The organism is Pseudomonas pharyngis, from assembly GCF_021602345.1.
GTDB lineage: Bacteria > Pseudomonadota > Gammaproteobacteria > Pseudomonadales > Pseudomonadaceae > Aquipseudomonas > Aquipseudomonas pharyngis.
In genome coordinates, this window is record NZ_BQID01000020.1 from 17,920 (window position 1) to 41,890 (window position 23,971).

Annotated in this window: 23 protein-coding genes and 1 pseudogene; 17 read left to right on the forward strand and 7 right to left on the reverse strand. The window is 61.9% G+C overall.

What is annotated here, in order from left to right; genetic code table 11:
• The 11 genes from L6D74_RS26960 (at position 1) to L6D74_RS27010 (ending at position 7,823) form a co-directional block, all read left to right on the forward strand.
• Positions 1–546, forward strand: coding sequence for a PilN domain-containing protein (locus tag L6D74_RS26960; RefSeq protein ID WP_007956129.1), 546 nt, complete (start codon positions 1–3; stop codon positions 544–546).
• Positions 533–1,081 carry a GspMb/PilO family protein gene (locus tag L6D74_RS26965; protein ID WP_236191116.1) on the forward strand — a complete coding sequence of 183 codons (549 nt, stop codon included), beginning with the start codon at positions 533–535 and terminating at the stop codon, positions 1,079–1,081. Before L6D74_RS26960 ends, L6D74_RS26965 begins: the two co-directional genes overlap by 14 nt.
• On the forward strand, positions 1,081–1,599 hold the full coding sequence (locus tag L6D74_RS26970) for a hypothetical protein (RefSeq protein WP_085648788.1): 519 nt from the start codon (positions 1,081–1,083) through the stop codon (positions 1,597–1,599). The genes L6D74_RS26965 and L6D74_RS26970 overlap by 1 nt, the downstream gene beginning before the upstream one ends.
• Positions 1,596–3,443: a secretin N-terminal domain-containing protein gene (locus L6D74_RS26975; RefSeq protein ID WP_236191117.1), complete on the forward strand. Its 1,848-nt coding sequence runs from the start codon at positions 1,596–1,598 to the stop codon at positions 3,441–3,443. Before L6D74_RS26970 ends, L6D74_RS26975 begins: the two co-directional genes overlap by 4 nt.
• A gap of 2 nt (positions 3,444–3,445) precedes the next feature.
• On the forward strand, positions 3,446–3,919 hold the full coding sequence (locus L6D74_RS26980; protein WP_064378909.1) for a type II secretion system protein: 474 nt from the start codon (positions 3,446–3,448) through the stop codon (positions 3,917–3,919).
• A gap of 5 nt (positions 3,920–3,924) precedes the next feature.
• A complete protein-coding gene (locus L6D74_RS26985; protein WP_011333435.1) occupies positions 3,925–4,299 on the forward strand; it encodes a type II secretion system protein in 375 nt (124 codons plus the stop codon).
• Positions 4,274–4,825 carry a type II secretion system protein gene (locus tag L6D74_RS26990; RefSeq protein WP_236191118.1) on the forward strand — a complete coding sequence of 184 codons (552 nt, stop codon included), beginning with the start codon at positions 4,274–4,276 and terminating at the stop codon, positions 4,823–4,825. The genes L6D74_RS26985 and L6D74_RS26990 overlap by 26 nt, the downstream gene beginning before the upstream one ends.
• A complete protein-coding gene (csgE, locus tag L6D74_RS26995) occupies positions 4,822–5,214 on the forward strand; it encodes a curli production assembly/transport protein CsgE (protein WP_064378911.1) in 393 nt (130 codons plus the stop codon). Before L6D74_RS26990 ends, csgE begins: the two co-directional genes overlap by 4 nt.
• Entirely contained in the window at positions 5,211–5,642 is a 432-nt protein-coding gene (locus tag L6D74_RS27000; RefSeq protein ID WP_007956141.1) for a curli assembly protein CsgF, read from the forward strand. The genes csgE and L6D74_RS27000 overlap by 4 nt, the downstream gene beginning before the upstream one ends.
• Before the next feature lie 29 nt (positions 5,643–5,671).
• Positions 5,672–6,532 (forward strand): CsgG/HfaB family protein, encoded by an 861-nt coding sequence (locus L6D74_RS27005; RefSeq protein ID WP_085607704.1) that lies wholly within the window; start codon positions 5,672–5,674, stop codon positions 6,530–6,532.
• Between the two features lie 910 nt (positions 6,533–7,442).
• Complete coding sequence (locus tag L6D74_RS27010) at positions 7,443–7,823, forward strand: DUF6124 family protein (protein ID WP_064595171.1); 381 nt, start codon at positions 7,443–7,445, stop codon at positions 7,821–7,823.
• A gap of 200 nt (positions 7,824–8,023) precedes the next feature.
• Here the strand turns inward: L6D74_RS27010 and L6D74_RS27015 are convergent, their stop codons facing one another.
• Positions 8,024–8,275, reverse strand: a complete 252-nt coding sequence (locus L6D74_RS27015) for a hypothetical protein (protein WP_064595173.1) — start codon at positions 8,273–8,275, stop codon at positions 8,024–8,026.
• Between the two features lie 175 nt (positions 8,276–8,450).
• Here L6D74_RS27015 and L6D74_RS30380 point away from each other — a divergent pair.
• Positions 8,451–8,537: pseudogene (locus tag L6D74_RS30380) on the forward strand (DUF6124 family protein); the annotation flags it as partial.
• An 88-nt stretch (positions 8,538–8,625) separates the two neighbouring features.
• Here the strand turns inward: L6D74_RS30380 and relB are convergent.
• The 5 genes from relB to L6D74_RS27040 all read right to left on the reverse strand — a co-directional run bounded on the left by relB (position 8,626) and on the right by L6D74_RS27040 (position 14,682).
• Entirely contained in the window at positions 8,626–8,820 is a 195-nt protein-coding gene (relB, locus tag L6D74_RS27020) for a type II toxin-antitoxin system RelB family antitoxin (RefSeq protein ID WP_082934387.1), read from the reverse strand.
• A gap of 233 nt (positions 8,821–9,053) precedes the next feature.
• Positions 9,054–10,505, reverse strand: a complete 1,452-nt coding sequence (locus L6D74_RS27025; protein WP_236191119.1) for a curlin — start codon at positions 10,503–10,505, stop codon at positions 9,054–9,056.
• Positions 10,506–10,531: 26 nt separating this feature from the next.
• Entirely contained in the window at positions 10,532–10,996 is a 465-nt protein-coding gene (locus tag L6D74_RS27030; protein ID WP_064595177.1) for a curlin, read from the reverse strand.
• A gap of 69 nt (positions 10,997–11,065) precedes the next feature.
• Positions 11,066–13,300, reverse strand: a complete 2,235-nt coding sequence (locus tag L6D74_RS27035; RefSeq protein WP_236191120.1) for an Ig-like domain-containing protein — start codon at positions 13,298–13,300, stop codon at positions 11,066–11,068.
• A gap of 35 nt (positions 13,301–13,335) precedes the next feature.
• Positions 13,336–14,682 carry a hypothetical protein gene (locus tag L6D74_RS27040; protein WP_085648797.1) on the reverse strand — a complete coding sequence of 449 codons (1,347 nt, stop codon included), beginning with the start codon at positions 14,680–14,682 and terminating at the stop codon, positions 13,336–13,338.
• 318 nt (positions 14,683–15,000) lie between these two features.
• Here L6D74_RS27040 and L6D74_RS27045 point away from each other — a divergent pair, with 318 nt between their 5' ends.
• The 5 genes from L6D74_RS27045 (at position 15,001) to L6D74_RS27065 (ending at position 23,508) form a co-directional block, all read left to right on the forward strand.
• Positions 15,001–16,449: a sensor histidine kinase gene (locus L6D74_RS27045; protein WP_236191121.1), complete on the forward strand. Its 1,449-nt coding sequence runs from the start codon at positions 15,001–15,003 to the stop codon at positions 16,447–16,449.
• Between the two features lie 160 nt (positions 16,450–16,609).
• Positions 16,610–19,417 (forward strand): multicopper oxidase domain-containing protein, encoded by a 2,808-nt coding sequence (locus tag L6D74_RS27050; protein ID WP_236191123.1) that lies wholly within the window; start codon positions 16,610–16,612, stop codon positions 19,415–19,417.
• Positions 19,414–20,505, forward strand: a complete 1,092-nt coding sequence (locus L6D74_RS27055; RefSeq protein WP_236191125.1) for an SCO family protein — start codon at positions 19,414–19,416, stop codon at positions 20,503–20,505. The genes L6D74_RS27050 and L6D74_RS27055 overlap by 4 nt, the downstream gene beginning before the upstream one ends.
• Positions 20,506–20,609: 104 nt before the next feature.
• A complete protein-coding gene (locus tag L6D74_RS27060; protein ID WP_236191126.1) occupies positions 20,610–22,103 on the forward strand; it encodes a sensor histidine kinase in 1,494 nt (497 codons plus the stop codon).
• Positions 22,072–23,508 carry a sigma-54-dependent transcriptional regulator gene (locus tag L6D74_RS27065; protein ID WP_064595188.1) on the forward strand — a complete coding sequence of 479 codons (1,437 nt, stop codon included), beginning with the start codon at positions 22,072–22,074 and terminating at the stop codon, positions 23,506–23,508. The genes L6D74_RS27060 and L6D74_RS27065 overlap by 32 nt, the downstream gene beginning before the upstream one ends.
• Here L6D74_RS27065 and L6D74_RS27070 read toward each other — a convergent pair.
• Positions 23,499–23,867 carry a hypothetical protein gene (locus tag L6D74_RS27070; RefSeq protein WP_236191129.1) on the reverse strand — a complete coding sequence of 123 codons (369 nt, stop codon included), beginning with the start codon at positions 23,865–23,867 and terminating at the stop codon, positions 23,499–23,501. The two genes, L6D74_RS27065 and L6D74_RS27070, sit on opposite strands and share 10 nt — an antisense overlap.
• Positions 23,868–23,971 lie beyond the last annotated feature (104 nt).

The following is a 23,971-nucleotide window of genomic DNA, read 5'->3' on the forward strand; positions in this document are numbered from 1 at the left end:
ATGCGCGCCTTGAACCTCGACTTCCAGCCTCGTCCGCGTTCCGGCCCGTTGGGCTGGAGCCTGCTCGGCGGCGGTGTGTTGCTCGCGCTGGTGTGCTTCGGTGTGCAGCAGCACCTCGGCGATCAGGCCGAGCAACAGCAGGGTCACTTGCAGCACACCCAGCGCCAGCTCACTGGCGACAGCGGCAGCAAGACAACGCTGAGCCCGGCGGAAACCCGCGAGCAGGCGCAGAACCTCGCCGAAATGCGCAAGGTCTCGCAGCAACTGCGCCGGCCCTGGGAACGCCTGTTCGCCATGCTCGAAGCCATGCCGCGCGACGACATCGCCTTGCTGACCCTGACCCCGGATGCCCGCAAGGGCCAGGTGCGGATCAGCGCCGAAGCGCGGGATCTGCAAGCGATGCTGGATTTCCACAAACGGCTGGAGGCCAGTGACGAGCTGTCCGACGTGTCGCTGCTGAGCCACGAAATCGTCGTCAAATCGCCGGAGCAACCGGTGCAATTCAACCTGTCGGCGACCTGGGAGATAGGCGATGCGAATCCCTAGACTGATCGTTCACGAATACCTGCAAGGCCTCGGCGTTCCGGGCCTGGCCGGTCTGGCGCTGCTGCTGGTCACGGTTGCCTGGGCACTCGGCGGTTTGCTGCCGGGCTGGCAATCGCTGCAACAGCTCAGCCAGCAAACCCAGGAAGCCACCGAATACCTGGCCAAGGTCGAGGACGGCAGCGTCGCCCCGCCCGTGGTGCCGCAACGTCAGCTCGATGATTTTCGCAACAAGCTGCCGGCCCAGCCGCAGGCCACCGTCGCCATCGACCGCATCTACGCGTTGGCTGCGCAGGAGCACATCACCCTGGCGCGCGGCGAATACGCCCTCGGCGTCGATCCCAAGACCCATCTGGCGCGCTACCAGATCCTGTTGCCGGTGCGCGGCAGCTATCCGCAGCTGCGCCGTTTCCTGCACGCCTTGCTCGGCCAGTTGCCGGCGGTGGTGGTGGAAGACGTCGAGTTTCAACGCAAGAAGATTGCCGACACCGACCTCAGCGGCCGGATCCGTATGACCCTCTACCTGTCGAGGTCGTGATGGACAGCAAACGCATAAGCGGCTGGTTGGCGTTCTTCGGCGTGGCGGCGGCGCTGGCCTGGTTGCCGGAATATTTCTCGCCGAGCGACGAAGCGGATTCGACCGAAGTCGCCGTGGCCAGCCCGACAAAATCCACCGCCCGTGGCGCCTTGCCCGCCAGCAGCGCCAAGGCGAATGCGGCGCCGATCAAGGACCTGAGCCCGGCCGGCGACCTGTTTGCGAGCAAATCCTGGAAGGCCGCGCCGACCCTGGCGACGGTCACCGAACAAGCGATCAACCCGACCCCGGTGGTGCAAGCCCCGAGCCTGCCACCGGTGCCGTTTCAGTTCGTCGGCAGGCTGCATGACCGCAGCGACCTGCAGGTGTTCTTGCAGGACGGCGAGAAAATCTACGTCGTGCGCAGCGGGGATGTGATCGACGACACCTGGAAGATTGCGGCGATTTCCGATGTGGAACTAAGCCTGGTCTACCTGCCTTTGCATTTGTCGCAGACCTTGTCTGTGGGGAGTACGCAATGAACAGATCCCGTTTGCTGATGAGCCTCGGCCTGTGTGCCGGGCTGGCCGCGTGCAGTTCCGCGCAGGTCGCCAACAAGGAAGCCGCCGACCTGATCGAGCAGGGCCAGTACGAGGCGGGCCTGGCCCGGATCGAGGAAGGCTTGCGGGAAAATCCGCGCGACACCGAGCTGCACCTGCTGCTCAACAGCGGCCGGGCCAAGGCGATCACCGCGCTGCTGACCTCCGGCGACACCGACCGCGCCCGCCGCGATTTCGCCTCGGCCCGCACCGCCTACAGCCGGGTGCTGACCATCGAGCCGAACAACCGCCGCGCCCAGGATGCCCTGCGCCAGCTCGACTACCTGCGCAGCATGGACGAGAAACTTGAGCTGGCCCGTGGCGACCTGCGCCGGGGCGACATCTACGGCGCCGACCGTCAGGTCAAACAGATCCTTGAACTCGACCCGAAAAACGACGGCGCGCTGGAGCTGCAAGGCAACATTCGTCTGGTGCAGAGCCGCAACGTGGTCCAGTACCCGCAACTGCGCACCCGGCTCGATCGCCCGGTGACCCTGGAGTTTCGCGACGCCAACCTCAAGACCATTTTCGAAGTGCTGTCGCAGGTCGCCGGCCTCAATTTCATCTTCGACAAGGACCTGCGTCCGGACATGAAAGCCACGATCTTCGTGCGTGACGTGCGCATCGAAGACGCCGTGCAACTGCTGCTGCAACAGAACCAGCTGCACCAGAAAGTGGTGAACGAAAACACCTTGCTGATCTTTCCGGACTCGCCGCAGAAGCTGAAGGACTACCAAGAGCTGGTGATGCGCACCTTCTACCTGACCAGCATCGACGCCAACACCGCGCTGAACATGATCAAGACCATGCTCAAGACCCGCGACGTGTTCGTCGACGAACGCCTGAACACCCTGACCATGCGCGACACCGAAGACGCCGTGCGCATGGCCGAAAAACTCCTGCAATCGCAAGACCAGTCCAACCCCGAAGTGGTGCTGGAAGTGGAAGTGATGGAAGTCGCCACCCAGCGCATTCTCGACCTGGGCCTGCAATGGCCGAACACTTTCGGTGTGATCAACAGCGACGGCACAGGGGTGTCCGTTCTCGATCAACTCAAGGGCATCAACTCCAGCCGGATTTCGATTTCGCCGTCGCCGCAAGCCAAGATCAATGCGCAGGACAACGACATCAACACCCTGGCCAGCCCGGTGATCCGCGTCAGCAACCGCGAACAGGCGCGCATCCACATCGGTCAACGGGTGCCGATCATCAGCGCCACCTCGGTGCCGTCGACTCAGGGCCCGGTGATCACCGAAAGCGTCACCTACCTCGACGTCGGTCTGAAGCTCGAAGTGCAGCCGACCGTGCACCTGAACAACGAAGTGGCGATCAAGATCGCTCTGGAAGTGAGTAACGCCACACCGCTGGAGCCGACCCGCCAAGGGACGATCCCGGTGCAGGTCGATACCCGCAACGCCCAGACTTCCCTGCGCCTGCATGACGGTGAAACCCAGATCCTCGCCGGCCTGATGCGCAACGACCACGGCGCCACCGGCAACAAGATTCCGGGCCTCGGCGACATTCCGGGTCTGGGCCGGTTGTTCGGCAGCAACAAGGACACCATCGGCAAATCGGAGCTGGTGCTGTCGATCACCCCCCGGATCGTGCGCAACCTGCCGTACCAGAGCCCGTCGGACATGGAATTCCCGACCGGCACCGAAACCAGCATGCACATCCAGGCGCCGGACCGTTCGCAGAACTACACCATGCCAGCGCCTGCCGCACAGCCTCGTGCAGTCGGTGAAGCGGCCGTGGCAACCACTCACGTCACCGTCGAGAAGCCTTGATCATGAACGCCTCCCAGCGCGGTTTTACCTTGATCGAAGTCGTGGTGACGCTGGCCCTGATCGGTTTGCTGGCCGGCATGGCCGCGCCGCTGACCGAGACCCTGGTACGGCGTGGCAAGGAGCAGGAACTGCGCACCGCGCTGTATCAGATTCGCGATGGCATCGACGCCTACAAGCGTGCCTTCGATGCCGGCTACATCGAGAAATCCCTGAACAGCAGCGGCTATCCGCCGAACCTGAAAGTGCTGGTCGAAGGCGTGCGCGACGTGCGCAGTGCCAAGGGTGCGAAGTTCTACTTTCTGCGCCGGATACCGCGGGATCCGCTGGTGCCGGCCAAACGTGACGACAACGGCGGTTGGGGCCTGCGGGCCTACAACAGTTCGGCCCAGAACCCGCGCGATGGCGAAGACGTGTTCGACGTCTACTCCCTTGCCAGGGGCCGTGGCCTCAACGGCATCGCGTATCGCGAGTGGTGATTCTCATGCGCCGGGAAAAGGGTTTTACCTTGCTCGAGCTGATGGTGGTGATGGCGATCATCGCGACCCTGATGACCATCGCCTTGCCGCGCTACTTCAACAGCCTCGAGGCCTCCAAAGAGACCACGTTGCACCAGAGCCTGTCGGCCATGCGCGAGGCGCTGGATCACTACTACGGCGACACCGGGCGCTATCCCGATTCCATCGAGCAACTGGTGGAGATGCGTTACCTGCGCAACGCGCCGCTGGACCCGATCACCGAGCGCAATGACCAATGGGTGTTGATCGCACCGCCGGACGGTGTGGCGGGCGGCGTCGCCGACATCAAGAGCGGAGCTACCGGGAGGGCGCGTGATGGCAGCCAGTATTCCGAGTGGTAAGCACGTGGAGCAGGGTGGGTTCACCTACCTGGGCGTGCTGTTCCTGATCGTGATCATGGGCATGGGCCTGGCCAGTGCCGGCGAGTTGTGGTCGACCGTGTCGCGCCGCGATCGCGAGAAGCAACTGCTGTGGGTCGGCACCCAGTACGCCCAGGCGCTGCGCAGCTACTACCGCAGTTCGCCGGGCCTGGCGCAGTACCCGAAAGAACTGGTCGACCTGCTGCAGGACGAGCGTTTTCCGGACGCCCGCCACCACCTGCGTCAGCTCTATCCGGACCCGATCGGCGGCGGTGAATGGGTACTGCAACGGGGTTTCGACGGGCGTATCACCGGCATCAACAGTGCCTCCACCGAGGTGCCGTTGAAGCAGGCGGACTTCCCTTCGCAGTGGTCGGATTTCGAAGGCATGCAGCGTTATTCGGACTGGCAGTTCGTGGCCGAGAAAGCCTTCCTCGACGGCACCGGCTCTGGCAACGGGGCCCCGGTCAAAGGCCAGTCGGCCCTGCCACAGGCGTTGCAGCCATGAGCCGCCACGTTTGGTGCGCGTTGATCCTCGCGGCCGTGGCGTCTTTCGCCAGCGCCAGCGAAGAAGACGAAATGATGGGCTTCATCGTCGACGACACGATCTCGCACATCGGCCACGACTTTTACTACTCGTTCAGCGAACGCCTGCGCGACACCAGCCGGATGGATTTCAACCTGGTGGTGCGCGAGCGCCCCGACGCGCGCTGGGGGAGCCTGGTGACCGTCGAATATCAACAACGCCTGGTGTATCGGCGCTTCCTGCCGCCGAACACCGTGGAACTGAAGGACGAGGCCTACGCGGCCGCCGACTCGGTTCGACTGGAGGTCGTCCGGCGCAAGCTGGAAGCCTTGTTGCAGGACACCACCGACCTTGAGAAGGACGAACTATGAACACGACAACGTTCTCACGGCGCAGCGGATTCTGGATCTCGGGGTTGTTGATCGGGCTTGCCAGCGCCGCTGCCGTCCAGGCCACCGAACTGGTCTACACGCCGGTCAATCCGTCGTTCGGCGGCAACCCGCTCAACGGCACCTGGCTGCTCAACAACGCCCAGGCGCAAAACGACCACGACGATCCGGACCTCAAGAAGCGCTCGACGGTGGCCGGCACTTCGGCACTCGAGCGCTTCACCAGTCAATTGCAGTCACGGTTGCTGGGGCAACTGCTGGACAACATCTCCACCGGCAACACGGGGAGCCTGTCCACCGACGCTTTTATCGTCAACGTCGTTGATGACTCGGGGGCACTGACGATTGAAGTGACCGACCGGGCGAGCGGCGAAGTTTCCGAAATTCAGGTGAACGGCCTCAACCCATGACGGGATGACGGTTCCGGGGAGCGATGGACATGAAAAAAATAATTGCGCTAGGGCTGATGTTGGCAGCATTACAAGGGTGCAGTCTGCGCGAGCCGATGCCGGCCGAGCAGGACACCGATACCCCGACCCTGACCCCCAGGGCCTCGACCTACTACGACTTGCTGAAAATGCCGCGACCCAAGGGCCGGCTGATGGCGGTGGTGTACGGCTTCCGTGACCAGACCGGGCAGTACAAACCGACGCCGGCCAGCTCCTTTTCCACCAGCGTCACCCAGGGCGCGGCGTCGATGTTGATGGACGCGATGCAGGCCAGCGGCTGGTTTGTGGTGCTTGAGCGTGAAGGGCTGCAGAACCTGCTGACTGAACGCAAGATCATTCGCGCGTCGCAGAAAAAGCCGAATACCCCGGTGAACATTCAGGGTGAGCTGCCACCGTTGCAGGCGGCGAACATGATGCTTGAGGGCGGGATCATCGCTTATGACACCAACGTGCGCAGCGGTGGGGAAGGGGCGCGGTATCTGGGGATCGATTTGTCCCGTGAGTATCGGGTCGATCAGGTCACCGTCAACTTGCGCGCGGTGGATGTTCGCAGCGGGCAGGTGTTGGCGAATGTGATGACCAGCAAGACGATTTATTCGGTGGCGCGCAGTGCGGGGATTTTCAAGTTTATCGAGTTCAAGAAGTTGCTTGAGGCTGAGGTCGGGTATACGACCAATGAGCCGGCGCAGTTGTGTGTGCTTTCGGCGATTGAGGCGGCGGTGGGGCATATGGTGGCGCAGGGGATTGAGCGGCGGTTGTGGCAGGTGGCGGGGGATGCTTCTACGCCTTCGCAGGATGATGTTTTGAATCGGTATTTGACTCAGAACAAGGTGGATCCGGAGGCTGAGTGAACTTGGCTGTTTTTCAGACGCGGGCGTTATTGCGAATGTACCCGGAACCCTGTGGGAGCTGGCTTGCCAGCGATGGCGTCCGGTCAGTCGATGGGGGGCTTTCTGGCTGGGTACATATCCATTTCTGCGGTAACGGCTGCCTAGGGTTTCGCCCTGACGGCGAGTCACCTTTTCCAAACGCCGAAAAGGTAACCCAAAAGGCTTTACCCTGACGTACGGCCCTCGCTGTGGCTCGGGTTCCTTCGCTCCGGGATTGATCCGGGGGCATCGCCTACGGTTTGCTTCGCTGCACCTCCTCTCGATGCATGCGGCTGCGCCGCACGGTCGCTGCGCTCCCACCCCCGGATCAATCCCTCCACTCAGCCTTCCGACGGGCCTTGCGATCAAAAGCGGTACTCGAGCTAACGCTCATCGTTTGGTTTGTTGAGGGCGCAAGGCTGTGTAGATGGGTTTGGTTTTGATTTTTTTGTTTTGAAAGCTTGAGTTCAGCTCGATGGTTCAGGTCGATGTAACTCGAATGAACAACTCGATCGGCTCCCTCTCCCTCCGGGAGAGGGCTGGGGTGAGGGCCAGCGTCCTAAAGTCTGTTTAAAAACGTGTCTGAATACACCGAACCTTCCCACAGGGTTTTCAGGTTGTCCGTCGGAAGCGCGGGCTCTAGCCTGTTTCGGTCGCTGCCAATTCAGCGATCGGGCCTGGAAACCCGCGGGAAAACAGAAACAAACGGCGGCATTCATGACGTATGCTGCGCACCTTCTCTGGTGTGCTCCTTGTTATGGCGGCTGTACGTGGGGACCTTCGGGTCGTCCGGGTTTCTCTGTTCCCCGGGTTTCCAGCCTGCGTACAGCTGCCACCCCTTCGTCCGGAAACCGAATGGGCCAGCTTCATTACTCAAACAGAGAAAAACATCATGTTCAAACCAACACCCAACCCACCCGAAACCCAAGCCAACCCCGAAACCGACCCAACCTCCCCATACACCTCCGCCCACTCCAGAAAACTCCACGAAGCCGCCGAACGCGCCCTCGATCATTACCTCTGCCCCGGCGCCCACATCATGGGCAGCGTCAACGAACCCGCCCCGATGTACCTCGCCAACCCGGCCTACAACACCGAATCCCTGCTCGCCAACGCCAGCGAATCCCTGGGCTCGGCCAGCGAAATGCTCAACAACTTCGCCGCCACCCTCGACCCCGCCCACCGCAAGACCGCCCTGGGTATCGCCCAGATCCTCATGCTGGGTGAACTGGCCGTAAATCAGGCTTTGGATCACGTCGAGTTGAAAGTCTAATCAGCTCAGTATTCATAAATTGGCTGGTAATATTTTGCCTCCGAAGAAAAATCGCGCCTTCGAAGGAGGGCGCGATCTAAAGTCGGGCAGATTTTTTATTTATACAAGAAAACGCCCTGTTGGCATGGTTTCTCATTTCGAGCCTTTGTTTGTCCGAGTCGGGATTGTTCAGACTTTGCTGGGGCTCAATTCGGGGTTGCCTAATACAATAGCTTGATATTGCTCGGATCCGGGGGCGTAGCGCTGATCATATCGATTTTATCGTATGTAATAACTTCGTTTGCACCGCTTTTGTCTGTTGGCCTTTTAATTGTTGCGGAGTTTTGGTCTACCGAGACTAACTCTTCGTATCGATTAGTAGAGCCTGTAGGGAAGTCAAATTTCCCTGCAAGGTACACCTTGTTCCCCACCCCAATGCCGTTCAGTTTTTTTTGTGCTGAAGTGCTATCCATGGCGTCGATTCCAATCTGGAGGATGAGGACATACGGTAAGTTTTTTAATGTTCAATGGAACCTGTCATAAATGACAGTGCATTAGAACTCTTCGAAATAAAGAATTGCTATCTGTTATGGTTTCATCACCTACGGTGACTTCTCTTTGGGAAGCGACGGGATGCCGGGTCTTTGCAAGACTGCTCCCGGCATCGCGCAGATTGTCATATTGGGTGAGTCGGCAGTGAATCAGGCGCTGGATCACGTCGAGACTGAAATCTAAGCGTCCTTGCCACAGTTGATTAGGGCTACATAGAAAGAGCCGCGACTCCTTGAAAGGATCGCGGTTTTTTTATGAGACAGACTTGGAGCTATTGATCAGCTTCGTGTTTTCGACGTTTGGTTTGAAGCAGCGCATGTATCTCCGCCATCACCTCTTCATGCGGAACACTCGGCCGTGGATCATCAATTGAAGCTTTTATCTTGGCGCGGAACCAGAGGTCGTAGCGTGCGGCCCCTGGGTTATTTGCAAACTCTGAAGTAGGTGGGTAGTAGTGAAAGTACAAGGGGCCTCCGATTAATCGCCTGATAGCCAAAACGGAAGGCACAATGCGCTCACCGCAGGCTGCGTTAATAGCTCCAAAGCCTAAACGTCATACGTCCGACGGCCAACCTGCAAAAGCAGTCAGACAATTCCGCTATTCTTTGCGAAATTTCGCAACTGTTTCACAACAAACTAAACGCACAAAAAGCCGCGATCCCCTTCTTCAAAGAACCGCGGTTTCTTAACACCCAACCCTTACTGCTGCAAAACCGTCGCCTGGTTAGCCGACCCGAACTGCTGAATGGTCGCGGTCTGCGTCATCCCGCTCTGATCCACGTTGGCAATGTTCCCCGTGCCGCCCTGGGTTACATACGCCACGTTCATGGTGTCCGCCTGTTTCACGGTGATCATGTTGTCGCTGCCATACAGCTGCGCGGTGTAGGCCTGGTTGCCGGTGCCGGATTGATCGAATTCGGCGCTGTTGCCCGAGCCGTTCGACGAGCCCTGAACCAGGTTGGTGGTGCCGCGCTGGTCGGCGATGAGGATGTTGTCGCTGCCGTTCTGATCGAAGTACAGCTCGTTGTAGGAATCAGCCTGGCTGACCGTGGTCTTGTTGCCGGTGCCGGTCTGGTGGGTGGTCATGATCTGGCCGATGCCGTCCTGTTTGAAGCTGGCGATGTTGCCGTTACCCGCCTGGGTGACGGTGGCGCGCTGGCTGCTGCCGAACTGGCCGCCCAGTTGCGGGCCTTTCCAGTTGCTGGCGTAGACCTTGTTGTCGTTGCCTACCGAGGTGGCGTTGAGGGTGTGGCTGTCGCCGTTCTGGTAGGTGAAATGCACGTTGCCGTTGCCGACCTGGTAGAGCGCCAGGGTCGAGTTGACCGATTCGAACTGGTCGGCATAGATGGCGTTGGTGTTGCCGACCTGGGTGACGGCGGCGGTGTTGTTTTCGCCGAAGCTTTGGTCGACCACGGTTTCGTTGCTGTCGCCGTACTGGTTGACGGTGGCCTGGCTGGCCAGTTGCGAGTCTTGCCAGATTTCGGTGCCGTTGAGGTTGCCGAACTGGTTGATGGTGATGTTGCCGCCGGTGCCGTTGCGCTGGTCGCCGTAGGCGTAGTTGCCTTCGCCGGCCTGGTTGATGCCGATCTGGCCGCCGTTGTGCAGCACCTGTTCGGCGGTGCCGTAGTTGGCGGTGCCGTACTGGGTGATCACCGAGCTGTTGCCGGTGCCTTCGTACAGTTGCTCGATGTTGGCTTCGTTGCTGTCGCCGAACTGGAAGGTCTTGCCTTCGCTGCCGTTCTGCGAATCCTGATAGACGAACGAGAAGTTGCCGGTGCCTTGCTGTTGTTGCAGCGCCTGGTTGCCGGCGCCGAAGCCGAGGGACTGGCTGGCGTGGGCGGTGTTGAAGGCACCGGTCTGTTGTTGGGTGATGGTGCTGTTGTCTTCGAAAAGCTGCTCGGCGTAACCGGCGTTGTAGTCGCCGACCGCGTCCTGGGTGATGACGCTGGTGGCGGTGTCCTGCACGGCGGCGGCGTTGTTGCCCTGGCCCAGTTGGGTCTGGGTCGCGGTGCTGAACGGGGCCTGGGTCTGCTTCACATCAGCGATGTTGGCCGTACCGAACTGGCTCTGGGTGGAAAGGCTGTCGTCGGCCATGGCCTGGGCACTGATCATGACCAGGATGGCGGCGGTGAGGGGCGTCAGTTTGAACATGATGAACTCTCCGATGATTGCAGTGCTTAGCGATATTGCTTGACCGAAACGCTCATGCCGTTGCCCGACTGGGTCACGGCGCTTTGCAGCCCCGTGCCGGCCTGCTCGATGCTGGCGTCGTTGTTGTTGCCGTTTTGCGAAATCTGCGCGCGGTTGTGGCTGCCGGTTTGCGTGATGGACGCGGCGTTGCCGGAGCCGTTTTGCGTAATCAGGGCCATCAGGTCGCTGCCTTGTTGCAGGATGTACGCCTCCTGATTGCTGCCCGACTGCACGATCCTGCCCAGCAGCGACTGACCGTTCTGCGACAGCAGTGCCAGGTTGACCTGGCCGTTCTGGTCGATCAGTGCTTGCTGGCCCACGGGGGGCGGCAGTTCGCCGAGATCGGCGCTGTTGGGCGCCAGGTCATCGTTTTCCATCAGGTCGTCGGCGCGCACGCCCGCACTGACGCACAGGGCGAGCAGGCAAAGCAGGGCGGCGGTCGGCGTGTTCATGGCAAATATCCTGTGGGGCGTTAACCGTTGAGCGTTGCCCCGCCTGCCCGAAAACAGGCGGGGCGTGGTTTACAACGTGTTCACCGAGATGGTGCGAACGGTGCCCTGGGACGAGCGGATGGTGGCGGTCGGGTTGGCTGATGGCACGACCAGCGTGTTGTTCAGCGTCAGCCGCCAGCGTCCGGTTACCGGTACCGTGGTGGTGCCCAGCGTTACCAGCCCGGTCGGGGTGGTGACCTGCACGGTGATGGTGTTGCCGGTGGTCACCGACGAGGTGCCGGCGAAGTCCCAGTTGAAGCGGCCGCCGGAACGGGCCTGCACGGTCGAAGTGGTGATCGTGAAGGTTTCCGCTGCTGGCCGTGGCGACACTTGCACCGTGACGGTCGCCGGCGTCGACTGGGCGTTGAAGCTGTCCCGGGCGATGTAGGTGAAGGTCGTGGTGAAGGCCGTGGTCACGGTGGCCGGTGGGGTGTAGGTGATCACCGTGCCGTCGGTGCTGACCGTGCCGCGTCCTGCCGGCGGTTGGGTCAGGCTGGCGACGCCCAGCGGCGTGTTGCCTTCCGGATCGGTGTCGTTGGCCAGGACGTTGATCGGGATCGCGACACCCAGCGTGGCGACGCTGTCGGCGACGGCGGTCGGTGGCCGGTTAGGCGCGACGGTCACCGTCACGGTCGCCGGGTTGGCCGAGGCCAGGCCTTTGCTGTCTTGCGCCTTGTAGGTGAAGGTCGTGGTCAACGGTGTCGTCACCACGGCTGGCGGGGTGTAGACCACCGAGGTGGTGCCGCTCAACGCGACGGTACCCTGGCCGGCTGCCGGTTGAGTCAGCGCGGTAATGGTCAGCGGCACGTTGTTGTCCGGGTCGCTGTCGTTGGTCAGCAGGCTGAGGGTGATCGGCACACCGAAGCTGGTGCTGCCGGTGTCGGCGTTGGCCAGTGGCGCCTGGTTCTCACCGGTGTCCGGTGCTGCACCGACCACTACGACTGGCTCGGTATCGCTGCCGCCGGCGGCGGATTTGACCGTGACGGTGGCTGGAGGCTGAGTCAGGTCGGCCACGGTGATTTTTTGCAGGGTGCCGGTTTTCGACAGGCGTCCGTAACCCTGGGCAACCATGTCCGGCACCGCGACTTCATCGGTCGAAGTGGCTTCGATCAACAGGCTGTGGTTGGCCCAGCTGTAGCGGGCGGTCTGGATTTTCACCACGTCGGTGAGCTTGGCCGAGACGGCAGTCGGACGGGTCGTGCCGGCCGGGTTGGTCGCGGTCACGACCACCACCGACGGCAGGGTGCCGGTACCCAGACGCTGGCCGAAGAACAGTCCGTTGTTGTCACCCAGCAGACTGGTCTGGCAAGGCGTCGGTGGTGGGCCGGGCAGCAACGCCACGGTTTCGCGGAAGCACAGGGTCGAGCTGCTGTCAGCCTTGGCGAACACCTCGGCACGCACACCGGCCGAGGTCCGGCGATAGGTGGCGCGGTCGATGGCGACTTGGGTTTGCTGACGATTGTCGAGGACCTTGCCGGCAACGGTGAACAGGTTGGTCTGAATCGAGCCGGCGCCCGACGGACCATCGATCCGCAGGAAGTTGGTGTTGAACGGGCTGCCGGTGACCGCTTCGGTGAGGTTCGGGTCGCCGACGAAGGTTTCGACGCCGCCGGAGTCCGGGTTCACTTCGGTATACGGCCCGTTGATGCTGCGCAGGAATGGGCCGATGGCGCCGTTGAGCGCTCCGCTGAAGTTGCCCGGCGCGCCGATGCCGATGTCCTTGGTGATGTTGATTGCCCGCCGGCCCGGCGTGGTGACGTTGACGGTTTCAACGCCGTACGGGTGGGTGATGGTGTAGGTGCCGGCCACGGGTACGTTCACCCGGATGCGGATCCGCGCGAAGCTTTGCTGATCGCCATCGACCGGATTTTCCGAGGCGAACGCCGCTTCGATGCCTGCGACGTAGGCGTCGACACCGAAACCGGCACCGTTGTTGGGGATCGCGGTTTCAGCCAGGAACCAGAAAGCTTCCGGTGGCCAGTTGTCGGGGAACACCATCGGCAGGCTGTCATCGAACACGCCCGGTTCCGGCAGCAGGGTGCACATGTACGCCGGCGGGGTGCTGGCCGGCACCCGGGAACTGGCGGCGCGCGACTGGCAAAGCTCCATCGACAGCTGATTGTTGTCCTGGTACCACATCGGGAATTTCCCGGTGGCGAAGGTGTAGGGGCCGGGATCGACGGCGGCCAGTTGCGCGAACGCACTGCCGGTCAGCGAGATTGTCAGCCCGAGCGCGTTGAGCGCGAAGCGTGGCCACTTGTTCATGATGCCTCCTGATGCGGATCTGGGCATGTGAGCGTTCATTGCACGATGACCACTTCTTCGGTATCGCTGCCGCCGTTGGACGACGTCACCCGAACCTTGGCCGGTGGAATCGGCGTGATCCCGGTGGCCAGGGTTTTCACCGCGCCATCACCGCCCAGCGCACCGATGGTGGCGCCGGTGCCGGAGGTGGCGGTGAGCACCGGTGGCGAGGTTTCGTCACTGGTCGAGGCCACCACGGTCAATTGCCCGGAAGTAAGGCTGTACTCGGCGCGCTGGATCACCACCAGGTCGGTCAGGGTCATGGGCAGGGTGGTCGGCGAACTGGTGGCGATCGCCAAGTGGTTGTCGGCGGTCACTTGCAACACGGCCGGCAAGGTCGGGTTGACCGCCGATTGCGCGTACCAGCTGCCGGTGCTGTCGGCTTCTGTCATGTTCACCACGGGCGTGCTGCTGGTGATGGCGGCGGTGCCCGGCGCGGGCGGGGCTTTGACGAACACGTCTTGTTGGGCCACTGGTGCGCTTTCGCCGGGCTTGCGCGAGTAGGTGCTGCGCTCGGTGATCAGAGGCGTTGGCCGCACCACTGTCGACAACTTGCCGGACACGGCGAAGGTTGTGCTGCGCAGGTCGATGCCGCCCGGGCCTTCGATGCGTACGTAGTTGGTGTTGAACGGGCTGCCGGTCACGGCTTCGTTGAGGTTCGGATCGCCAACAAACTGTTCGGCCGCGCCGGTCAGCGGATTGGTCTCGGTGTACGGCCCGTTGACGCTGCGCAGGAACGGGCCGATGTCACCCTTGAGCGCGCCGTCGTAGGTTTGCGGGGTACCGATGCCGATGTCGCGGGTCATGTTGATGGCGCGCCGGCCGGGGGTATCGACGGTGAACACATCGACGCCGTACGGGTGGGTGATGACGTAGGTGCCGGCGGTGGGCACGTCGACCCGGATGCGGATCCGCGCGAAGCTGACCTGATCGCCTTCCACCGGTTCTTCGGCGGCGAACGCGGCTTCGATGGCGCTGACGTAAGTCAGGTCGATCCCGCGTGCTGCATCGACGACGGTGGTTTCGCCGGTGAACCAGAACGCTTCATCGGGGAAGTTGGTGGGGAACACGATCGGCTGCGCGTCATCGAACACGCCGGGGGTCGGCAGCAGCGAGCACATGTATGACGGGGCGCCGGGTGTGCTCGGTACGCGGGAGCTGAGTGCTTTGGACAGGCACAGATCCAGGGTGCGACCGTGGCTGTCCTGATACCAGCTGGCGAAACCGCCATTGGCGGGTGTGTAGGGACCCGGATCGACGGCGAACAGAGCGGCCTGGGCAATGCCCTGGGCCAAGGCGCTCACGACCAGGACGGTCGCGGTTTTGGACAGTAAAGGGTGCATGAGTTAATCCCTCTATCGAAGTACCTGCCCCGTGGGGTTGGGTCAGTTGCTGAGGGCTTTACAACTTCCATACCAACGACCGGCCAACCGGCGGCAAAGGCCCGTGGCGCAAGGGTTCGAGGCTCGTCGTGGGGGAAAAGGACGCACGCCCGGATAGGGCGACTGTCCCCAGGATTGGGGATTGTGGGGGCATGAACGCCTGGCGGTTTTTCCCTGACCGGGAAATCGGCTGAGTGTGGGGCCGTTCACCCCCCGCATCCGGGCAAACACCCAATCGTGGGCTATAACCCTATAGGGACGTTTCGGGAAGTCGCCGCCATGAACATGCAGTCACAATCGCTACCGGTCGATGAGGGCAGCCAGCGGCTGAACTCGCGCAAGCAGCCGTTCAACCTGTTGCGCTGGTTTTCATTGATCAGCATGGCGGTGATCGGCACCGTGGCGGTGGCGCTTGGGGCGGTGTCGACACGGTTCGTGATCGAAGAAAGCGTGCAGCGCGATGCCTTGCTGACCGCGCAGTTCATTCAGGCCATCGCGTCGGCGGAAGTGCGCCACGTCTCGATCCCCAATATCCGCACCATGGGGGAATTGCTCGACCCTCGTCAGGACAACGATTTTCCCGATGTCGACCCGCAGGCTCGAGCCAGCGCCAGAGGTGAGTTTCTTGATCACATCGAGCATTTGCCAGATGTGATCCTCGCCAACATTTATGCGCCGGACCGTACCGTGATCTGGTCGACCAACCCGGCGCTGATCAACACCCGGATTCATGCCGACGAAGACCTCGACCGGGCCTTCGATGAAAAGATCCCGGTCTCGGCCAGCTATCACGACGTCGACAAGGCCCGTGAAGAACAAAAGTTCGTGGTACCGCCGGAATACATCTTCATCGAAAACTACATCCCGCTGTTCGACGCCGAGGGCAAGAACGTCACGGCGATGGTTGAAATCTATAAAGAGCCCAAGGATCTGATCGCCCGCATGGAGCGTGGGCTGACGCTGATCTGGCTGGCCACCGCGCTGGGCGGCGGGCTGATTTACCTGGGGCTGTACTGGATCGTGCGGCGGGCGGCGATTCTGCTGGCGGCCCAGCAAAAACAACTGATCGCCAACGAAACCTTTGTCGCGCTGGGCGAGATGTCCTCGGCGGTAGCCCACAGTCTGCGCAATCCGCTGGCGACCATTCGCTCCAGCGCCGAGCTGGCGCTGGAGTTCGACGCGGGGCCGGCACAGAAGAACATCAAGGACATCATCGGCCAGGTCGACCGCATGTCAAAGTGGGTGCGCGAACTGCTGCAATCGTTGCGACCGCTCAATGACGACCCGGAACCGGTGAACCTGGTGGCGGCGCTGCACGACAGCCTGACGGCGTTCGAGCAGCAGATCGCCAGGGCCGGCGTGCAGGTGGTGTTTCAACCTCAGCAGACGCCGATGGTGCTGAGCCAGCCGGTACAACTCACGCAAATCCTCAACAGCCTGCTGGCCAATGCGCTGGAGGCGATGGACAAGGGCGGCACGCTGACCATCACCCTCGAACCGAGCGACAGCCGTGGCGTGAGCGTCATGCTCAGCGACACCGGCAAAGGCATGAACGAGGAGCAGCGCAGCATGGCGTTCCGGCCGTTCTTCACCACCAAGCAAGGCGGCCTCGGCGTGGGGCTGGTGCTGGTCAAACGGATCATGGAGCGCTTCGGCGGCGGCGTGAGCCTGGACAGCCGCGAAGGCGAGGGCACCACCGTTCGTCTGGCGTTTCAGCTCATTCAGTAAATTGGGGTGAACTTTCCCCCCAGCAGTGGGTGTCAGGCCCCGGTCACCGGGGAGTGGGGAATGCAACAGCGCGTCCAAGTCCCTGTTACAACTGGAAATGATTTTTTGGCGAGGTAATTGCAAAACACCATCACCCCTTCCTTAGATGAGGCGGCTGGTGATGGAAAGAACAACGCATGACCCCAAAAAACTCTTCCTGTTGACGCCACTGAGCGTCTTCCTGATGTTGGCCCTCGGCCAGATGACCGGGGTTCGAGCGAGCCCGATCGACGACGAGAATCAGCCGGAAGCGTCCGACCCGTCGGCCTATTACGACGAGCCCGCAGACCGCGCCGGCGCCCTCAACGCCATCCTGACGATGCCCGAGGCTAACGAAGACTCCTTCGATCTGCCCGACGGGGTCAAAGGCACGCGGGACACGACGCGCACGGAAAACATCCTGCCGCCCACCGTCCAGACCAGTTTCAATTACCCCACCAACGGCAAGCCGAGCCCGCTGTACGGTGCCCAGCCGTTCACTCAGCAACTGGTGCTGTTCGAAGAGTTCGGCCCGGAAAAACTCGACCCGACCACACCGGCCGCGCCGTTGAGTTTTCCTCCGGCCGCCATTGGTCCGGCGCCGGCGCAAGACCCGAACAACATCGCCCGCAGCGCGCCTCCCGGCACGGCGCTGGATGCGTTTTTGCGTCAACCGGGGCTCACGCCATTTCCGAGTCAGTTCGCCAACACGGTTGACCGCAACCCGTGGCAGGCGCAGATAGAGCTGTTTCTCAACCGTCACATCGGTTCCTCCGCCGAAGGCAGGCCACCGGGAAAAGGCTGGGCCCATCAGCGCTGGAACGAGTTCTACCCGCAAGTCGCCTACAAGACCGTGCAAACCGGTGCGCGCCTGAACGGCGGCCTGCGTGACAGTCGGCAGATGCACGGTTATGCGGTGGGCGAGTTCGGCCCCGGCGGTCTGTACCACAACGTCGCAGGCGTGCCGGCGACGGATGGCACAGCCAAGGGTGTCGACCCACGGTTCCACCCGGCGATGCCGGTGCAGGACCACAACTCGGTGTGGACTTTCGACGGCACGCTGCCGCCGAAACTGTTGATGGTGCGCTACGGCCAACCGGTGCTGATGCGGCACTACAACGGTTTGCCGATTGATCCTTCCGCCAACCGCGGTTTCGGTCTGCACACCATCACCACCCATGAGCACAACGGCCACGCGCCAGCGGAAAGCGACGGTTATGCCAACGCGTTCTTCTTCCCCGGCCAGTTTTACGACTATCGCTGGCCGATCCAGCTCGCCGGTTACGACAGCATCAACACCAAGGCTGAAGATCCACGCGCCGCATTCCCGTGCGCACCGGGGGAAACCCTGTGGGTCAACGACCTGCAGCCTGCGAAAAAGACTTGCGACCACGGCACCATCAAGATTCGTGGCGACTGGCGCGAAACCATGAGCACTCACTGGTTCCACGACCACATGCTCGATTTCACCGCGCAGAACGTCTACAAGGGCAACGCGGCGATGATGAACTACTACAGCGCCCTGGACCGTGGCAACGAATCGGTGAACGACGGCGTCAACCTGCGTTTCCCCAGCGGCAGCGCCTTGCCGTGGGGCAACCGCGACTACGACGTCAACCTGGTGTTCGCCGACAAGGCCTGGGATCAGCAGGGCCAGTTGTGGTTCAACCCGTTCAACACCGATGGCTTCATCGGCGATCAGGTGCTGGTCAACTGGCAATGGAAACCGACCCTCGACGTGCGGGCGCGCAGTTATCGCTTCCGCCTCCTCAATGGTTCGGTGTCGCGCTACTTCAAGCTCGCCCTGGTGCGTGAAGTCAAAGGCACCGGCGGCGAATTCCAGGGACCGAGAAACTCCGGTGTGTCGTACAGCCGGGTGCCGTTCCACATGATCGCCAACGACGGCAACATCATGGAACACAGCGTGCCGTTCGACGGCTCGATGGACCTGGATGCCGACGGCGACAAGCAGAACCACAACGCGATCCTGCCGACCCAGGGCATCGCCGAGCGGTTCGACATCATCGTCAACTTCGCGAAAAACGGCATCAAACCGGGCGACAAGCTGTTCTTCGTCAACCTGCAGGCCCAGGACGACGGCAAGGGCCCGAAAGAAGTGATCCCGCTGGCCGACGTGCTTTCGGAGAAATACCTGGCAGTCATCAAACAGACCAGCAAGGGTCCGCAATGGGACCGGGGCGACCCGGTGGTGGGCAAGGTCCTGCAACTCAACGTCAAGGCTTATACCGGCCAGGATCTGTCGATGAACCCGGCGGCCTACGAACCGGCCAAGCCGGGCAAGGCCGAAGGCATGGTGATGATTCCGCTGAAGATTCACCGCGACAACGCTGCCGACAAGGCCTTGCTCGCCAAGGCGCTGCACCGGACCTTCATCTTCGGCCGCTCCGACGGCACCGATGAAGCGCCATGGACGATCAAGACCGACGGCGGTTTCGGCTTCCACATGGACCCGCGCCGGTTGAATGCCTCGACCAAACTGGCCAGCGGCCCGACCGACGCCGGAGTCAGCGGCATCGGCACCCTGGAAGTGTGGAACATCAAGGCCGGCGGCACGGGCTGGAGCCATCCGGTACACGTGCACTTCGAGGAGGGGATCATCCTCAGCCGTGGCGGCAAGGCCCCGCCTGAGTGGGAAAAATGGGCGCGCAAGGACGTCTATCGCATCGGTTCGGAGGCCGACGGGCTGGACAGCGTCGAGATGGCGATCAACTTCCGCGAGTTCGCCGGGACTTACATGGAGCACTGTCACAACACCCAGCATGAGGACAACTCGATGCTGCTGCGTTGGGACCTCGAGAAACCCGGGCAACTGCAGTTGATGCCGACACCGCTGCCGAGCTGGGATGGCGTGCGTTACGTCAACTCCGCCGCGCTGCCAACCTTCCGCACCGGCGACGGCTTTGGCCCGCAAGTGACCGTGAAACCATGAGCCGGGAGGGAGCCGACATGACCCAGCCAACGCCGCGCTCCCGCGCCCTGGGCATGCACCTGATTCTGGTGCTGGTCACCTGCCTGCTCGGCAGTCAGGTGCTCATCGCCCATCAGGCGCAGCCCGAAGGCGCCAGTGAATCCGCCACCCCGTGGGGTGGCGACTATTTCCCCAACACCCTGCTGACCGACCAGAACGGTCGGCAGGTGCGCTTTTTCGATGATCTGATCAAAGACAAGGTGGTGGTGATCAACTTCATCTTCACCTCGTGCAGCGACTCCTGCCCGCTGGAAACCGCGCGCCTGCGCCAGGTGCAGAAACTGCTGGGGGACCGGGTCGGGAAAGACATCTTTTTCTACTCGATCACCATCGACCCGTTGAGCGACACCCCCGAAGTGCTCAAGGCCTATGCGCAACGCTTCAAGGTCGGCCCTGGCTGGAAATTCCTCACCGGCGAGTTCGAAGACGTCACCGAGCTGCGCAAGAAACTCGGGCTGTTTATCGAAGGCGTCGACAACGGCCGGACCAAGGATCACAACCTGAGCCTGATCGTCGGTAACCAGAGCACCGGGCGCTGGATGAAAGCCTCGCCGTTCGAGAACCCGTGGATCCTCGCCGACCAGCTCGCCAACACCTTGCAGAACTGGAAACAGGCCAGCACCGAAGAAAGCTATGCCGATGCTCCGCAGATTCGTCCGCCGAGCAATGGCGAAGAGCTGTTCCGCACCCGCTGCGCTTCGTGCCACAGCCTCGGCCCGCAGGACGGCGAAGGCATCGGCATGCGCAACATCGGCCCGGACCTGATCGGCGTGACCCGCCAGCGTGACCCGGCCTGGCTCAATCGCTGGATCCGCGAACCGGATCGCGTGCTGGCGGAGAAAGACCCGATCGCGCTGCAACTGTTCGAGCAATACGAGCGCATCCCGATGCCCAATCTGCGCCTGGACGAGGCCTCGGCGCAGTCGATCATCGACTTTCTGAGTGCCGAAACCGAGCGTCAGCATCCGTCCGTGCAGCCCTTGGCCGACGGGGCATTGACGCCAGTAAAACCGGGTTCTGCCAGCGAAACGGTGAGTCGTATGCAGTAGCGGCTAAATAGCATCATTGAACCGTGTGTCACGGTCATTGCCACCTACACTCATTCGAGAGGGCGGCTGTAACCGGCTCGATACCAGAACGCCAGGGCATCCCCATGCAACGACTGGAAGAACAGAAAACATCGGCACCGAACCTCGCGCTGGCGGCCATCAAGAGCTGGGGCGGGCAGTTCAATCTGCTGCGCTGGTTTTCGCTGGCGAGTTTTTTCATCATCGCGGCCGTGGCGCTGGGGCTGGGCTACATCTCCACGCGTTTCGTGGTCACCGAAAGCGTGGAGCGTGACGCGCTGCTCACCGCGCAATTCGTGCAGGCCATCGGTGATGCGGAAATGCGCCACGCCAACATCACGCCGCAGCGGACCATGGGCGAGATGCTCGACCCGCGCCAGGATCACAGCTACCCCGACGTTGATCTGCTGGCTCATGCAATGGCCCGTGCCGAGTTTCTCGATCATGTCGAACACCTGCCCGACGTTTTGCTGGCCACGGTGTATGCCCTGGATCGCACGATTATCTGGTCGACCAACCCCGAGCTGATCAACGTCAGGATCGAAGATGACGACGAGCTGGACGAGTCGTTCGAAATGAAAGTGCCGGTGTCTTCCAGCTACCACAAGATCGACGATGAAAAACCCGAACAGCGGCTGTCCCGCGAACCGAAATACCTGTTCATCGAAAACTACATTCCGATGTTCAACGCCGACAAAAGCAAAGTCGTCGCCATGGTCGAGATCTACAAGGAACCGGCGGATCTGGTGGACCGTATCGACCGTGGATTCGCCTCGATCTGGGCCGCGACCATCCTCGGCGGCGCGGTGATTTACCTCGGGTTGTTCTGGATCGTGCGGCGCGCCTCGAGCCTGTTGCAGAGCCAGCAACAGCAGTTGATCAGCAACGAGACCTTCGTCGCTTTGGGCGAGATGTCTTCGGCGGTGGCCCACAGCCTGCGTAACCCGCTGGCGACCATTCGCTCCAGTGCCGAACTGGCCCAGGAAATTGCCAGCCCGGGGGCACAGCGCAACATCGGCGACATCATCAGCCAGGTTGACCGCATGTCGCGCTGGGTTCGCGAACTGCTGGTGTCGTTGCGCCCGATGAGTGACGACGGCGAGGCGGTGGACCTGCTCGCGGCGGTCGAGGACACCCTGGGAGCATTTGACGCGCTGATCCGGCGCAATGGCGTCGAAGTGCGATTCACGCCACAAAGTTGCCCGCCGGTCGTCAGTCAAAAGGTGCTGCTCACGCAAATACTCAATAGCCTGTTTGCCAACGCCCTGGAAGCGATGCCCAGAGGCGGCGTACTCAGTGTCGAGATTGAAACGGCGCAGTCCGGTCAGGTGCGCGTGACCCTGAGCGATACCGGCAAAGGCATGAGCGCGCAGCAGCAACAACAGGTGTTCAAACCGTTTTTCACCACCAAGCAGGGCGGCCTCGGGGTCGGCCTGGCGCTGGTCAAGCGAATCATGGAGCGGTTTCAGGGTTCGGTCGTGCTGACCAGCCGCGAGCAGGAAGGAACCCGCGTCAGTCTCAACTTTAGAGTGGCATCGGGAGGGGAATATGGAACACAGCATTCTGCTGGTCGAGGATGACGAACTGTTGGCCGAAAATATTCAGACCTACCTGGAGCGCAAAGACTTCGAGGTGACGGTCTGCCACTCGGCCGAGGACGCGCTGGGGCAACTGGAAAGCTTCATGCCGGACATCGTCCTGACCGACAACTCGCTGCCGGGCATGAGCGGTCACGATCTGATCCAGAAGCTGCGCATCAGCGCGCCGGACCTGAAAGTGATCATGATGACCGGCTACGGCAACGTTGAAGACGCGGTGGTCGCAATGAAGGAGGGCGCCTTTCATTACGTCACCAAACCGGTTGCGCTGCCGGAACTCAAACTGCTGCTGGACAAGGCCCTGGCCACTGAGCGGATGGAGCGCACGCTGTCGTTCTACCAGGAGCGCGAGGCGCAGAAATCCGGGGTGCAGGCGCTGATCGGCGAGTCAGCGCCGATGCTGCATCTGAAGAACACCATCGCTCAGTTGCTCGACGCCGAGCGGCGCATGGCCAACGGCGATCTGCCGCCGGTGCTGGTGGAGGGCGAAACCGGTACCGGCAAGGAGCTGGTGGCCCGCGCGCTGCATTTCGACGGCGCGCGCAGCAAAGGCCCGTTCATTGAATTCAACTGCGCGTCGATTCCGGCCAACCTGGTGGAATCGGAACTGTTCGGGCATGAAAAAGGCGCGTTCACCGATGCCAAGGACCGCCGGGTCGGGCTGGTGGAAGCTGCTGATGGCGGCACGCTGTTTCTCGATGAAATCGGTGAAATGGATCTGGTGCTCCAGGCCAAACTGCTGAAACTGCTGGAGGATCGCACCATTCGCCGGGTCGGCTCGGTGAAGGAGCGCAAGGTGAACCTGCGGGTGATCAGCGCCACCAATTGCAACCTTGAGCAGATGGTCCAGCAGGGCAAGTTCCGCCGTGATCTGTTTTTCCGTCTGCGGATCATCTCGATCAAGGTCCCGCGTCTGTACGCCCGTGGCGAAGACATCCTGCTGCTGGCCCGGCACTTCCTCGCCAGCCACGGCAAGCGCTATGGCAAACCGAACCTGCACTTCAGCGATCAGGCCGAAGAGCTGCTGCTCAGTTACACCTGGCCGGGCAACGTGCGCGAACTGCGCAACATGCTCGAACAGACCGTGCTGCTGGCGCCAAACGACACCATCGCCGCGCATCAACTGAACGTGTGCATGAGCCTGTGCGATGAGCTGCCACCGCAACATCAGCACGAGGTGCAGCACCCGCACTTCGAACCGCGCCCGGCGAGCAACACCGAATCGATGAACCTGCCGGAAGTCGAGCGCGACATGGTGCGCAAGATGCTCGACAAGACCGACTGGAACGTCACCAAATCGGCGCGCCTGCTGGGCCTGAGCCGCGACATGCTGCGCTACCGCATCGAAAAGCTCGGCCTGGCGCGCCCGGACAAGCGTCAGTGGTAAACGGCGGTGCTGCGTGGATTCGGCGAGCCGAGGCATTCGAGCACGCACGTCGGGTCCAGCACCTCGTCGTTGACGTAGATGCCGCGCTCGGCATCGTAGGTGCGGATAAACACCCGCACCGTCGCATCGGCTACGCTCGGCAACTGCGAGTCATGGAACACATGGCGATCCGGGATGACGATGAAATCCTGCGGCGGCGTGTCATCGAACGGCCGGGGCGGCTGGGCCGACAGCGACGGTGGAGCAGGGTGGGCAAAGGGCTGGTCCGCCCCGTAGTAGTTGAAGTTGCTGTCCAGCGCCTGCGCCTGGGTGGCGGCGAGCAGACAAACGGACAACAGCAGTCGATTGAACATTCCCATGGCAGCACCTGTGGAAGCGGATTTCCCCAAGGCTATTAACTATAGCTGCCCATCGAAGCAGGCGTTGTTGCAGGCGTCGGCGGCTTACAAGTTCGCAACAACCT

Coding starts and splice junctions, on each gene's coding strand:
- L6D74_RS26960 (WP_007956129.1), top strand. CDS start 1: ATGCGCGCCTTGAACCTCGACTTCCAGCCTCGTCCGCGTTCCGGCCCG.
- L6D74_RS26965 (WP_236191116.1), top strand. CDS start 533: ATGCGAATCCCTAGACTGATCGTTCACGAATACCTGCAAGGCCTCGGC.
- L6D74_RS26970 (WP_085648788.1), top strand. CDS start 1,081: ATGGACAGCAAACGCATAAGCGGCTGGTTGGCGTTCTTCGGCGTGGCG.
- L6D74_RS26975 (WP_236191117.1), top strand. CDS start 1,596: ATGAACAGATCCCGTTTGCTGATGAGCCTCGGCCTGTGTGCCGGGCTG.
- L6D74_RS26980 (WP_064378909.1), top strand. CDS start 3,446: ATGAACGCCTCCCAGCGCGGTTTTACCTTGATCGAAGTCGTGGTGACG.
- L6D74_RS26985 (WP_011333435.1), top strand. CDS start 3,925: ATGCGCCGGGAAAAGGGTTTTACCTTGCTCGAGCTGATGGTGGTGATG.
- L6D74_RS26990 (WP_236191118.1), top strand. CDS start 4,274: ATGGCAGCCAGTATTCCGAGTGGTAAGCACGTGGAGCAGGGTGGGTTC.
- csgE (WP_064378911.1), top strand. CDS start 4,822: ATGAGCCGCCACGTTTGGTGCGCGTTGATCCTCGCGGCCGTGGCGTCT.
- L6D74_RS27000 (WP_007956141.1), top strand. CDS start 5,211: ATGAACACGACAACGTTCTCACGGCGCAGCGGATTCTGGATCTCGGGG.
- L6D74_RS27005 (WP_085607704.1), top strand. CDS start 5,672: ATGAAAAAAATAATTGCGCTAGGGCTGATGTTGGCAGCATTACAAGGG.
- L6D74_RS27010 (WP_064595171.1), top strand. CDS start 7,443: ATGTTCAAACCAACACCCAACCCACCCGAAACCCAAGCCAACCCCGAA.
- L6D74_RS27015 (WP_064595173.1), bottom strand. CDS start 8,275: ATGGATAGCACTTCAGCACAAAAAAAACTGAACGGCATTGGGGTGGGG.
- L6D74_RS27025 (WP_236191119.1), bottom strand. CDS start 10,505: ATGTTCAAACTGACGCCCCTCACCGCCGCCATCCTGGTCATGATCAGT.
- L6D74_RS27030 (WP_064595177.1), bottom strand. CDS start 10,996: ATGAACACGCCGACCGCCGCCCTGCTTTGCCTGCTCGCCCTGTGCGTC.
- L6D74_RS27035 (WP_236191120.1), bottom strand. CDS start 13,300: ATGAACAAGTGGCCACGCTTCGCGCTCAACGCGCTCGGGCTGACAATC.
- L6D74_RS27040 (WP_085648797.1), bottom strand. CDS start 14,682: ATGCACCCTTTACTGTCCAAAACCGCGACCGTCCTGGTCGTGAGCGCC.
- L6D74_RS27045 (WP_236191121.1), top strand. CDS start 15,001: ATGAACATGCAGTCACAATCGCTACCGGTCGATGAGGGCAGCCAGCGG.
- L6D74_RS27050 (WP_236191123.1), top strand. CDS start 16,610: ATGGAAAGAACAACGCATGACCCCAAAAAACTCTTCCTGTTGACGCCA.
- L6D74_RS27055 (WP_236191125.1), top strand. CDS start 19,414: ATGAGCCGGGAGGGAGCCGACATGACCCAGCCAACGCCGCGCTCCCGC.
- L6D74_RS27060 (WP_236191126.1), top strand. CDS start 20,610: ATGCAACGACTGGAAGAACAGAAAACATCGGCACCGAACCTCGCGCTG.
- L6D74_RS27065 (WP_064595188.1), top strand. CDS start 22,072: ATGGAACACAGCATTCTGCTGGTCGAGGATGACGAACTGTTGGCCGAA.
- L6D74_RS27070 (WP_236191129.1), bottom strand. CDS start 23,867: ATGGGAATGTTCAATCGACTGCTGTTGTCCGTTTGTCTGCTCGCCGCC.